The sequence below is a fragment of the Rahnella sp. RcJ3 genome, from assembly GCF_009498575.1.
GTDB classification, from domain to species: Bacteria; Pseudomonadota; Gammaproteobacteria; order Enterobacterales; family Enterobacteriaceae; genus Rahnella; species Rahnella aceris.
In genome coordinates this window covers 265263-278166 of the sequence record NZ_QSNX01000001.1, presented here as the reverse complement: position 1 = coordinate 278166, position 12904 = coordinate 265263, and the positions used below count along the sequence as shown (strand labels likewise).

General features: G+C 51.4%; 12 protein-coding genes. 11 read left to right on the top strand and 1 reads right to left on the bottom strand.

Annotation, left to right across the window (positions count from 1 at the left end):
- The first annotated feature begins 68 nt into the window (after positions 1-68).
- From DXU84_RS01280 to DXU84_RS01245, 8 genes are all read left to right on the top strand, one after another.
- Positions 69-1145 carry a PhoH family protein gene (locus DXU84_RS01280; RefSeq protein ID WP_112151683.1) on the top strand — a complete coding sequence of 359 codons (1077 nt, stop codon included), beginning with the start codon at positions 69-71 and terminating at the stop codon, positions 1143-1145.
- Entirely contained in the window at positions 1142-1615 is a 474-nt protein-coding gene (gene ybeY / locus DXU84_RS01275; protein ID WP_013576482.1) for an rRNA maturation RNase YbeY, read from the top strand. The genes DXU84_RS01280 and ybeY overlap by 4 nt, the downstream gene beginning before the upstream one ends.
- A 99-nt stretch (positions 1616-1714) precedes the next feature.
- The gene (gene corC / locus DXU84_RS01270; protein ID WP_013576483.1) at positions 1715-2593 is read left to right on the top strand and encodes a CNNM family magnesium/cobalt transport protein CorC; all 879 of its coding nucleotides are present in this window, start codon (positions 1715-1717) and stop codon (positions 2591-2593) included.
- A gap of 7 nt (positions 2594-2600) precedes the next feature.
- Positions 2601-4130, top strand: coding sequence for an apolipoprotein N-acyltransferase (gene lnt / locus DXU84_RS01265; RefSeq protein ID WP_112151684.1), 1530 nt, complete (start codon positions 2601-2603; stop codon positions 4128-4130).
- Between the two features lie 437 nt (positions 4131-4567).
- A complete protein-coding gene (locus DXU84_RS01260; protein ID WP_013576485.1) occupies positions 4568-5464 on the top strand; it encodes an amino acid ABC transporter substrate-binding protein in 897 nt (298 codons plus the stop codon).
- Between the two features lie 189 nt (positions 5465-5653).
- Positions 5654-6394, top strand: a complete 741-nt coding sequence (locus DXU84_RS01255) for an amino acid ABC transporter permease (protein ID WP_013576486.1) — start codon at positions 5654-5656, stop codon at positions 6392-6394.
- 2 nt (positions 6395-6396) lie between these two features.
- A complete protein-coding gene (gene gltK / locus DXU84_RS01250) occupies positions 6397-7074 on the top strand; it encodes a glutamate/aspartate ABC transporter permease GltK (RefSeq protein ID WP_013576487.1) in 678 nt (225 codons plus the stop codon).
- A complete protein-coding gene (locus tag DXU84_RS01245) occupies positions 7071-7796 on the top strand; it encodes an amino acid ABC transporter ATP-binding protein (protein WP_013576488.1) in 726 nt (241 codons plus the stop codon). The genes gltK and DXU84_RS01245 overlap by 4 nt, the downstream gene beginning before the upstream one ends.
- Before the next feature lie 59 nt (positions 7797-7855).
- On the opposite strand, the gene DXU84_RS01240 is transcribed toward DXU84_RS01245, so the two are convergent.
- The gene (locus DXU84_RS01240; RefSeq protein ID WP_013576489.1) at positions 7856-8356 is read right to left on the bottom strand and encodes a zinc ribbon-containing protein; all 501 of its coding nucleotides are present in this window, start codon (positions 8354-8356) and stop codon (positions 7856-7858) included.
- A 267-nt stretch (positions 8357-8623) separates the two neighbouring features.
- Between DXU84_RS01240 and leuS the strand changes: the two genes are divergently transcribed.
- The 3 genes from leuS to holA are packed head-to-tail and all read left to right on the top strand — an operon-like array spanning position 8624 to position 12890.
- Entirely contained in the window at positions 8624-11206 is a 2583-nt protein-coding gene (gene leuS, locus DXU84_RS01235) for a leucine--tRNA ligase (protein ID WP_153374615.1), read from the top strand.
- Between the two features lie 14 nt (positions 11207-11220).
- Positions 11221-11853, top strand: a complete 633-nt coding sequence (lptE, locus tag DXU84_RS01230) for an LPS assembly lipoprotein LptE (RefSeq protein ID WP_200227049.1) — start codon at positions 11221-11223, stop codon at positions 11851-11853.
- Entirely contained in the window at positions 11850-12890 is a 1041-nt protein-coding gene (gene holA, locus DXU84_RS01225) for a DNA polymerase III subunit delta (RefSeq protein WP_013576492.1), read from the top strand. The genes lptE and holA overlap by 4 nt, the downstream gene beginning before the upstream one ends.
- The last annotated feature ends 14 nt before the right edge of the window (positions 12891-12904 follow it).

Below are 12904 nucleotides of genomic sequence, written 5' to 3'. Positions count from 1 at the left end.
TATTAAGTCAGGTATGGTTGGCGGCTGAAAGCAGTGACTCAGCCGGGTGAAATGACAACTGGTCCGAAGTGACCCAGAGGATTCGTTTGAACGTTGTAACACAAGAGATTTTACTGGAGCCCGAAGACAACCAGCGTTTGCTGAGCCTGTGCGGGCCGTTTGATGACAATATCAAACAACTGGAGCGCCGGTTGGGCGTTGAAATCAACCGTCGTGATAACGCGTTTAAATTGGTCGGAAAGAGCCTGCCGGTTGCGGCAGCCGCCGACATCCTGCGTGATTTATACGTTGACACTGCGCCGCTGCGCGGTGAGATCCAGGATATCGATCCTGAAAAAATTCATCTGGCGATCAAAGAAAGCCGGGTGCTGGAACAAACAGCAGAAAGTGTGCCCGACTTCGGCAAAGCGGTCATCATCAAAACCAAGCGTGGCATGGTGAAGCCGCGCACGCCCAATCAGGCGCAGTATATCGCCAACATTCTCGACCACGACATCACCTTCGGGATCGGTCCTGCAGGTACCGGTAAAACATATCTGGCCGTGGCTGCTGCGGTGGATGCGCTGGAGCGTCAGGAGGTGCGCCGCATTCTTCTGACCCGCCCTGCCGTTGAAGCCGGTGAAAAACTGGGCTTCCTGCCGGGGGATCTCAGTCAGAAAGTTGACCCATATCTGCGCCCGCTGTATGACGCATTGTTCGAAATGCTCGGTTTTGAGAAAGTTGAAAAACTGATTGAGCGCAACGTTATTGAAGTCGCCCCGCTGGCTTACATGCGTGGACGTACATTGAACGACGCTTTTATTATCCTTGATGAAAGCCAGAACACGTCTATCGAACAAATGAAGATGTTCCTGACCCGTATTGGCTTTAACTCCAAAGCGGTGATCACCGGTGACGTGACGCAAATCGACTTGCCGCGTCATCAGAAATCAGGGCTTCGTCATGCGATTGAAGTGCTGTCGTCAGTCGAAGAACTCAGCTTTAACTTCTTCCACAGTGAAGACGTGGTACGTCACCCGGTCGTTGCGCGCATTGTTGTTGCGTACGAAGCCTGGGAAGAAGAAGATCAAAAACGCCGCGATGCGATTGCCGCAGAGCGTAAACATGAACATCAGAACAGCTCAACACAACAGGCCAGTCAATGAACACGGTAATCCTCGATTTACAAATTGCCTGCGAAGATGCAGCAGGTTTACCGTCAGAAAATGATTTTCAGACCTGGCTTGAAGCGGTTCTTCCTCAGTTTCAGGAAGAATCAGAAGTCACAATCCGTCTGGTCGATATCCCTGAAAGTCATGAACTTAATATGACTTATCGTGGGATGGATAAACCGACCAACGTGTTATCCTTTCCGTTCGAAGCACCTCCTGGTATGGAGATGCCGCTTCTTGGCGACCTGATTATTTGTCGCCAGGTTGTGGAGAAAGAAGCAAAAGAGCAGGACAAAGAACTTCTGGCTCACTGGGCGCATATGGTCATTCACGGCAGTTTGCATTTGCTGGGCTATGACCATATCGTTGACGAAGAAGCCGAAGAAATGGAATCGATTGAAACTGAAATCATGCAGGGTCTGGGGTATCCGGATCCGTATATTTCAGAGAAAGAAGATAACTAAGCTTCACAGTAAACTCGCGTAATGCCTGCCTGATAACGTGTTCATCCGCAGGCGTTTCGCATAATTTTCACTAACTACGAGTAAAAAAAACCAAACGCCATGAGCGATGACCATTCACAAAATAGTGACAGCCCCAGTCCCAAGAAGGGCTTCTTTTCCCTTATCCTTAGCCAGCTTTTTCACGGTGAACCAAAAAACCGTGGCGATTTGGTTGAGCTGATCCGTGATTCAGAACAAAACGATCTGATCGACCCCGATACCCGTGACATGCTGGAAGGCGTGATGGATATCGCCGAGCAGCGCGTCCGGGACATCATGATCCCACGTTCACAAATGATCACGCTAAAACGCAACCAGCCGCTGGAAGAGTGCCTCGATGTCATTATTGAATCTGCACACTCACGCTTCCCGGTGATCAGCGAAGATAAGGATCACATTGAAGGCATCCTGATGGCCAAAGACCTGCTGCCGTTTATGCGCACAGAGTCTGAGCCATTCAGCATAGATAAAGTGCTGAGAACCGCGGTCGTTGTCCCTGAAAGCAAACGCGTAGACCGCATGCTGAAGGAATTCCGCTCACAGCGTTACCACATGGCGATTGTCGTTGATGAATTCGGCGGCGTTTCAGGTCTGGTAACCATCGAAGATATTCTCGAACTGATCGTCGGCGAAATCGATGATGAGTACGATGAAGCAGAAGATCTGGATATCCGCCAGCTCAGCCGCCATACCTACACCGTCCGCGCACTGGCACCGATCGAAGATTTTAATGAAGTGTTCCGGACCCATTACAGTGACGACGAAGTCGATACGATTGGTGGTCTGGTCATGCAGTCATTCGGCCATTTACCGGCGCGTGGTGAAAGCATTGAAATTGACGGTTACCTGTTCAAGGTTGCGATGGCTGACAGCCGTCGTATCATTCAGGTTCATGTAAAAATACCGGACGACGCGCCGCAACCGATACTGGAAGAATAATTACTTCATGGCAATTGCCTCTTTATATCAACGCCAGCGGGTTCGCGCCCTGCTGGCGCTCTTTTTCGGTGCCTGTGGCACGCTGTCATTTTCCCCTTATGACTTCTGGCCTGCGGCGATCATTTCGCTGTGCGGTCTGCTGGCATTAACGCTCGATCGTCGTCCGGCTCAGGCCGCGCTCATCGGTTTTTTCTGGGGAATGGGTCTTTTTGGCAGCGGCGTAAACTGGGTGTATGTCAGCATCGCCACGTTTGGCGGCATGCCGGAAGCGATCAACCTTTTCCTGGTGGTCTTGCTGGCAGCGTATTTATCGCTGTACACGATGTTGTTTGCCGGCTTGTTCAGCAAACTGTGGCCGAAAACCACCTGGTGGAAACTGGCACTTGGCGCGCCCGCCTTGTGGCAAGTTACTGAATTCCTGCGCGGCTGGGTGCTGACCGGTTTCCCGTGGTTACAGTTCGGCTACAGCCAGATCGACGGTCCGCTGAAAGGCCTCGCGCCGATTACCGGCGTCGACGGCATCACGATTTTACTCACCTCGCTGAGCGGACTGATTGTGTACGCGGTACATCAGCGTCGCGTCACACCGGGAATTATCGCTGTTGCCATGCTGTTACTGCCGTGGCCGCTGCGTTATATCCACTGGTATCAGGAACAGCCAGATAAAACGGTCGATGTGGCGCTGGTTCAGGGCAATATTCCACAGTCCATGAAATGGGATCCGAAAGCGCTGGAAAGTGCGCTGCAGACCTATCTCGATCTCAGCCGCCCGTACGTGGGTAAATCCAGCATGATCATCTGGCCGGAATCAGCAATTTCAGACATTGAATCCGATCAGCAGGGCTTCCTGAGCATGGTGGATAATATCTACCGCTCACACGGCACCCAGTTAATCACCGGCATTATCGATGCCCGTCGCAATGAAGAAGGCATGAAAGTGTATAACAGCGCCATCGTGCTCGGCGGTGAAAAGCCCTATCACTATCCTGACGGAAACCGCTTCAACAAACATCATCTGGTGCCTTTTGGAGAGTTCGTACCGCTGGAAGCCATTCTTCGCCCGCTGGCACCTTTCTTCGATTTGCCGATGTCCGGGCTGACCAGTGGTGATTACGTGCAGAAACCGTTGTTTGTCAGTGGCCTGAATCTGACCACGGCGATTTGTTACGAAGTCGTCTTCGGCGAACAGGTGCGCGACAATCTGCAACCGGATACTAATTTCCTGCTGACAATTTCAAACGATGCCTGGTTTGGTCATTCGATTGGCCCATGGCAACACTTCCAGATGGCACGTATGCGTTCGCTGGAACTGGGTCGCCCGTTGCTGCGCAGTACCAATAATGGCATTACCGCCGTCGTTGATGCTCAGGGCGATGTGACCCACGAAATTCCGCAGTTTACCCGTCAGGTGCTGAACGTGAAGGTCACACCGACAACGGGTATGACACCTTATGCCCGGGCTGGCTGGTGGCCGGTGTGGTTTGCTACGGCAGTCATGGCGGCAGTTGCGCTGTGGTTGGGTCGCCGTAAATCCTGAGTACAAGCGTTTTGTTTCTAAAACAGGCACCTCCGGGTGTCTGTTCTTTTTTGTAGCACCCCTTTTTAATCTCAATACCCCTCCCCTTTTACCTGCTGCCGATTGTTTCGACTGCGGCATTAAGCGCTGCCGATTTGCCCGCTTATGAAGTTAAATCAGGCCATTTGGCACGACTCTTGCTACATCTGATTGAAAGATATCTGATTAGTTACTTTTTATGACAGGATGCATCATTTTGGTACAAACAGGCTGCTCCTCATGCACTTTCCGGGTGCATAGCCGTTTGATTGCTTTGATTTGGTGCGTGTCTCGTCTCAAAAAAGAAACAATGTGGTTTCATAATATTCACATTCAGCTATTTTCTAGCTTCATATGACGAGGCATTAGTACTTTCTGATCCCTGAGTTTGGATCCCTAATGACAGCAAGGAGTTGGACATGCAATTGCGCAAATTGGCGTTATCAGTACTGTTGGCAAGCGTTACCGTGAGCAGCTTTGCTCACGCAGAAGAACTGACCGGCACCCTGAAAAAAATTAAAGACAATGGCGTTATCGTGGTGGGTCACCGTGAATCCTCAGTGCCATTCTCTTACTACAACAACGAACAAAAAGTTGTGGGTTATTCACAGGACTATTCTGACGCTATCGTTGACGCAGTGAAGAAAAAACTGAACCTGCCTGACCTGCAGGTCAAAATGATGCCAATCACTTCGCAGAACCGTATCCCGCTGCTGCAAAACGGCACCTACGATTTCGAATGTGGTTCAACCACCAACAACCTGGAACGTCAGCAACAAGCGGCCTTCTCTGACACCATCTTTGTGATCGGTACACGTCTGCTGGTGAAAAAAGGTTCGGAGATTAAAGATTTCACTGACCTTAAAGGCAAAACTGTTGTTGTAACCTCCGGTACGACTTCCGAAGTTCTGCTGAACAAGCTGAACGAAGAGAAAAAACTGGATCTGCGCATCATCAGTGCCAAAGACCACGGTGACTCCTTCCGTACGCTGGAAACTGGCCGCGCAGTGGCCTTCATGATGGATGACGCCTTGCTGGCCGGTGAACGTGCGAAAGCCAAGAAACCAGACAACTGGGAAATTGTCGGCACGCCGCAATCCAAAGAAGCTTATGGCTGCATGATGCGTAAAGACGATGCTGAGTTTAAAAAACTGGTTGATGACACCATCGTGCAGGCACAAACCTCCGGTGAAGCAGGCAAATGGTTTGAAACCTGGTTCAAAAAACCAATTCCTCCGAAAAACCTGAATATGAACTTTGAGCTGTCCGATGACATGAAAGCTCTGTTCAAAGCGCCAAACGATAAGGCGCTGTAAGTCATACCAAATGGACGGGTATAACCAAGAGAAGAGTGAAAAGTGACTAAAATACAAGGTTGGACCACCAACCTGTGATGATACAGATGCGGGGTGGTCGTTCCCCACCCCGCATTCTTTCCCATTCACTTTAGGCGGATTGCGTCATCACTCAGATGGGTAAGCCTTTACCCGCTTTACGGAGTTTTTATGTCAATAGATTGGAACTGGGGCATTTTTCTGCAACAAGCCCCCTTCGGTAACACAACTTATCTGGGCTGGATTTGGAATGGATTTCAGGTCACTGTCGCACTGTCAATTTGCGCATGGATAATCGCCTTCCTCATCGGTTCTCTGTTCGGTATTTTGCGTACCGTCCCCAACCGCATCCTTTCGGGTATTGGTACCTGTTACGTCGAATTATTCCGTAACGTGCCATTAATCGTGCAATTCTTCATTTGGTATCTGGTGGTCCCTGAACTGCTGCCTGAAAATATCGGCATGTGGTTTAAATCCGAACTGGCGCCTGACGTACAGTTCTTCACTTCCTCGGTAATTTGCCTCGGGTTGTTCACCGCCGCCCGTGTATGCGAACAGGTGCGTGCAGCCATCCAGTCCCTGCCAAGCGGACAACGCAATGCCGGACTGGCGATGGGCCTTACGCTGCCGCAAACTTACCGCTATGTGCTGTTGCCCAATGCTTACCGCGTGATCGTGCCGCCAATGACCTCTGAGATGGTTAATCTGGTGAAAAACTCCGCCATTGCCTCGACCATTGGTCTGGTTGATATGGCCGCACAAGCCGGTAAGCTGCTGGATTACTCCGCGCATGCGTATGAATCATTCACTGCAATCACCGTTGCTTATGTCCTTATCAATGCCGTCATCATGCTGCTGATGCATTTCGTAGAACGTAAAGTCCGCCTGCCGGGCAACATGGGAGGGAAATAAGCATGCATGAATTCGACTGGAGTTCTATTGGTCCCGGCCTGCCCTATCTGTGGCAAGGCATGGTCATTACGCTGAAGATAACGTCGCTGGCGATTGTAGTCGGTATTTTGTGGGGCACCCTGCTGGCGGTCATGCGCCTGTCAACGTTCAAGCCGATCAGCTGGTTTGCCTCGGCTTACGTCAACCTTTTCCGCGCGGTTCCGCTGGTCATGGTGCTGTTGTGGTTCTATCTGATTGTGCCGGGCTTTCTGCAAAAAGTGCTCGGACTGTCACCTAAAACCGATATCCGCCTGATTTCTGCGATGGTCGCGTTTGCGTTATTTGAAGCGGCGTATTACTCGGAGATTATCCGCGCAGGGATTATCAGCATCGCACGCGGTCAGTCTTCTGCAGCGCTGGCGCTGGGTATGACACAGTGGCAGTCGATGAAGCTGGTTATCCTGCCGCAGGCTTTCCGCGCGATGGTGCCGTTACTGCTGACGCAGGCTATCGTTTTGTTCCAGGATACTTCGCTGGTGTATGTTCTGGGCCTCGCAGACTTCTTCCGCAGCGCATCTAATATTGGTGACCGTGACGGTACGCTGGTTGAGATGGTGCTGTTTGCAGGACTTATTTACTTTGTTATCAGCCTTTGTGCTTCCTTGCTGGTGCGTTATTTGAAGAAAAGGACCGTTTCATGATTTCACTGAAGAATGTTTCTAAATGGTACGGGCACTTTCAGGTGCTTACCGATTGCAGCACCGAAGTTAAAAAAGGTGAAGTTGTGGTGGTTTGCGGGCCTTCAGGCTCAGGGAAATCGACGCTGATCAAAACCGTTAACGGACTCGAACCAGTTCAGAAAGGTGAGATCCTGGTCAACGGGACGCCGGTCAATGACAAGAAGACCAATCTGGCGCAACTGCGTGCAAAAGTGGGCATGGTTTTCCAGCATTTCGAACTGTTCCCGCACCTTTCCATCATCGATAACCTGACACTGGCGCAAGTCAAAGTTTTAAAACGTGATAAAGCGGCAGCGAAAGACAAAGGCCTGAAATTACTGGATCGTGTCGGTTTGTCCGCGCACGCCAATAAATTCCCCGGCCAGCTTTCCGGTGGTCAGCAACAGCGTGTGGCGATTGCCCGTGCATTGTGTATGGATCCGATCGCGATGTTGTTTGACGAACCGACGTCCGCTCTTGATCCGGAAATGATCAACGAAGTGCTCGACGTTATGGTTGAGCTGGCAAACGAAGGTATGACAATGATGGTGGTGACACACGAAATGGGCTTCGCCCGTAAAGTGGCCAACCGCGTGATTTTCATGGATGAAGGCAAGATTGTAGAAGATCGCAATAAAGACGATTTCTTCAATAATCCGGAATCCGATCGCGCCCGGGATTTCCTGGCGAAGATCCTGCACTGACCGGCACTGAAAAAAAGAAAGCACACCTGCCCCATCTCTCCGGGGCAGGTGTCTGACGCTTAAGGTTCAAACGGACGACGCGTAAACTCAGTGTTACCACATTTCGGGCATTTACTCAGAATTTCCGGCGTATACACCGCTAAGTGAAAATGACAGTTTTCACACACCAGATTGCCCAGACCGACGACTTCTCCGCTGTGATAAATCCCGTGATGGCTGACATCTTTAAAAACCTCTTTCCATTCCAGCTGGGTTTTATCGGTCATATCGGCCAGCTCTTTCCACAAGCTTTCTTTAATGACCCGCATGAACACACTGTCCGTGCCGTCATCTTCTTCTGCCACGGCTTGCTGGTTTTCTTCATAGTTGCGGGCAAATTCGTGCAAATCGCGGCGTACCGCCGACGTTAACTGTTCAATCTGGATTTCCGTCAGCTTGCCCTCTTCCTGCAGTCTGACGCGGGCATCCTGTACCAGCGCGCTGATATCACGTTCACCGTGTTTTAACCGCTCGGTCAGTGATGTCACCAACTGACGGTAAGATTGCGTAATATTGCTCATATTTCCTCTCCTTGAACTGTCATAACCATTTTCACGGCGGGAACGCACTGCCTTTATTTTAGTCGTAAATCCCTGATCCGTTGCGCAGATTATCTCGCGCTGACTCGCAGATTATGAATATTGCGCCAGAAGCGGACAGAAATTCCCTTTAGCCTTCGCTGGGTGTTGTTGCTCCAACCGCTTATCAGCTATGCTATGCGGATCTTTTGATTAAAACTTTTTGAGCTACAGGCGTAGCTGTTTTCACTCACAGGACCACCGGCCGCCATGCAAGAGCAATACCGTCCAGAAGACATCGAGTCACACGTTCAGCTTCACTGGCAAGAGAAGCAAACCTTCAAAGTTACCGAACAGCCTGGCAAGGAGAAATATTATTGCCTCTCCATGTTGCCTTATCCATCAGGCCGTCTCCACATGGGACACGTGCGCAACTACACCATCGGTGACGTGATTTCCCGTTACCAGCGCATGCTCGGTAAAAACGTTCTGCAGCCGATTGGCTGGGATGCGTTTGGCCTGCCAGCGGAAGGAGCAGCGGTTAAAAACAACACCGCACCTGCGCCGTGGACTTACGAAAACATCGAATACATGAAGAACCAGCTTAAATTGCTGGGCTTCGGCTATGACTGGGATCGTGAAATCGCGACCTGTAAGCCTGATTATTATCGCTGGGAACAATGGTTCTTCACCAAGCTGTACGAAAAAGGTCTGGTTTATAAGAAGACCTCCGCAGTGAACTGGTGTCCGCATGACCTGACCGTTCTGGCGAATGAACAGGTTATCGACGGCTGCTGCTGGCGTTGCGATACCAAAGTAGAACGTAAAGAAATTCCTCAGTGGTTTATCAAAATCACCGATTACGCCGATCAGCTGCTTAACGATCTGGACACGCTGGAAAGCTGGCCAGAGCAGGTGAAAACCATGCAGCGCAACTGGATCGGGCGTTCAGAAGGCGTGGAAATCACCTTTGATGTGGCTGACAGCGATGAAAAAGTCACGGTGTACACCACCCGTCCTGATACGTTTATGGGCGCGACCTACGTCGCTGTGGCTGCCGGTCATCCTCTGGCACAGTTGGGCGCACAGAATAATCCTGCGCTGAACGATTTCATCGACGAATGCCGTAACACCAAAGTTGCCGAAGCAGAAATGGCGACGATGGAAAAGAAAGGCATGGCAACCGGTCTGTTTGCCATTCACCCGCTGTCCGGTGAAAAGCTGCCAGTCTGGGTCGCTAACTTCGTTCTGATGGAATACGGCACCGGTGCGGTAATGGCCGTTCCAGCTCACGACCAGCGTGACTGGGAATTCGCCACCAAATATAACCTGCAGATCAAACCGGTTATCTTCAACGTTGATGGCAGCCATCCTGATGTCTGCGCTGAAGCCATGACTGAGAAAGGTACACTGTTCAATTCTGGCGAATTTGATGGTCTGAACCACGAAGACGGTTTCAATGCCATTGCCGATAAACTGGTTGCTCAGGGTGTCGGTCAGCGCAAAGTGAACTATCGCCTGCGCGACTGGGGGGTTTCCCGTCAACGTTACTGGGGCGCACCAATTCCGATGATCACGCTGGAAGACGGCACCGTTATTCCTGCGCCTGAAGATCAACTGCCGGTTATTCTGCCCGAAGACGTCGTAATGGATGGCATCACCAGCCCGATTAAAGCGGATCCTGAGTGGGCGAAAACTACCGTCAACGGTATGCCGGGTCTGCGTGAAACCGACACCTTTGACACCTTCATGGAATCTTCCTGGTATTACGCGCGTTACACCTGCCCGCAATATGACGAAGGTATGCTGGATCCTGCGGCCGCCAACTACTGGTTGCCAGTCGATCAGTATGTCGGTGGTATTGAACACGCCATCATGCACCTGATGTATTTCCGCTTCTTCCACAAACTGATGCGTGATGCAGGTTTGGTGGAGTCTGACGAACCGGCCAAGCGCCTGTTGTGTCAGGGTATGGTTCTGGCTGACGCGTTCTACTACACCGGTAACAGCGGCGAACGTATCTGGGTTTCCCCGGCGGATGCCATTGTTGAACGTGATGAAAAAGGTCGCATCACCAAAGCCACTGACCCGCAAGGCCACGAACTGGTTTACGCGGGCATGAGCAAGATGTCCAAGTCTAAAAACAACGGCATCGACCCGCAGGTGATGGTCGATAAATACGGTGCAGATACCGTGCGTCTGTTTATGATGTTCGCTTCTCCGGCAGAAATGACGCTGGAATGGCAAGAGTCCGGCGTTGAAGGGGCAAACCGCTTCCTGAAACGTGTCTGGAAACTGGCCTTCGAGCACACAGAAAAAGGTCCTGTTGCCGCTCTGGATGTGGCTTCTCTCAATGAAGCACAGAAAGATCTGCGTCGTGACTTGCATAAAACCATCGCCAAAGTGACCGATGATATCGGTCGTCGTCAGACCTTCAACACCGCTATCGCGGCAATCATGGAACTGATGAACAAGCTGGGTCGTGCACCTCAGGATAGCGAACAGGACCGTGCGCTGCTGCAGGAATCCTTGCTGGCGGTTGTCCGTATGCTTTATCCATTCACTCCGCACGTCTGCTTCAGCCTCTGGCAGTCGCTGCAAGGAGAAGGCGACGTGGATACCGCGCCATGGCCACAAGCTGATGAGCAGGCAATGGTTGAAGATTCCAAGCTGGTCGTTGTACAGGTGAACGGTAAAGTGCGTGCTAAAATCACCGTAGCCGCTGATGCTACCGAGCAACAAGTGCGCGATCGTGCGGCAGAAGAACATTTGGTCGCAAAATATCTGGATGGGGTTACGGTTCGCAAAGTAATCTACGTCCCGGGCAAACTGCTTAACCTGGTTGTAGGTTGAGTCAAGGAGGATCTGTGCGACATCCCATAATGACATTGCTGCTCACCGCAGCAGTGCTGGTTACAGCAGGTTGTGGATTCCATTTACGTGGGAAAACCAATGTTCCTGACGAACTGAAAACAATCGTTTTGGACAGTGGGGATCCATATGGTCCGTTGACTCGTAATATCAGGGCTCAGCTGCGTCTAAGTAATGTGACCATTGTTGATGATCCGACCAAAGAACAGCGTAAGGATATCCCGTCGCTGCGCATTGGGGCTGAGTCAGTGGGTCAGACTACCGCATCAATCTTCCAGGACGGTAAGACTGCGGAATATCAGATGGAAATGAACATTAATGCGACGGTTCTGATGCCTGGCAAGGATTTGTATCCTATCCATGTAAAAGTGTTCCGTTCCTTCTTTGACAACCCGTTAACGGCGCTGGCCAAAGATAACGAACAGGACATCATTATCGAGGAAATGCGCCAGCAGGCTGCGCAGCAACTGATCCGTAAGTTGCTGACCGTCCATGCTTCAGAATTGCAGAAAGCAGAGGATGTCGGCGGGCGTCAGGTAGAAGTCATTTCTACCGGTTCATCAGCCACGACGTCGTCTGATGCCTCTGCGGCATCTTCCACGGCACCGGCCACCCCTTCCGCACAATGATCCGAGTTTATCCGGAACAACTTGCCGCGCAGCTCCGTGAGGGGCTGCGCGCTTGTTATGTGTTATGTGGAAACGACCCTTTGCTTTTGCAGGAAAGCCAGGACAGCATACGTCACGCTGCCCAGCAGGCTGACTTCCAGGAGCACTACACCTACATTCTTGACGCCCATACCGAATGGGAGTCCATCTTCAGCATCTGTCAGGCCCTGAGCCTGTTTGCCAGCCGGCAGACCCTGATGCTTATTCTGCCCGAAAATGGCCCGACGGCGCCGATGGCAGAACAATTACTCAAACTGACCACCCTGCTCCACGACGATATTCTGCTGCTGTTGCGCGGTACAAAACTGACTAAAGCGCAGGAAAACAGCGCCTGGTTTAAAGCGTTAAGTGACAAAGGTGTTTTCGTCAGTTGTCAGACGCCCGAACAGGCACAACTTCCCCGCTGGGTGACCCGTCGCGCCAAAGAACTTTCACTTGAACTCGATGAACCGGCTAATCAGCTTTTGTGCTACTGCTATGAAGGAAATTTGCTGGCGCTGGCGCAGTCGCTGGAGCGTCTTTCCCTGCTCTATCCGGATGGCAAACTCACGCTACCGCGCGTCGAAGAGGCCGTCAACGATGCGGCACATTTCACACCTTATCACTGGCTGGATGCGTTACTGGCCGGGAAAAGTAAGCGAGCCTGGCATATTTTGCGTCAGTTGCAACAGGAAGACAGCGAGCCGGTTATTTTACTGCGAACCGTACAGCGTGAGCTGCTGATGCTGCTCAATCTGAAACGGAAAATGGACACGACGCCGATCAGGACCCTGTTTGATCAGCAAAAAGTCTGGCAAAACCGCCGGGCGCTGGTGACTCAGGCACTGCAACGCCTGTCTCTTGCCCAGCTGTCTCAGGCCGTTCGCTTACTGACCCAGATGGAAATCACACTAAAACAGGATTACGGTCAGTCAGTCTGGGCCGAGCTTGAAAGCCTGTCTATGCTACTCTGTGGGAAATCCTTACCCACCGGATTGACGGAGTTGGGTTCGTATTGAAGCAGGACACCGTT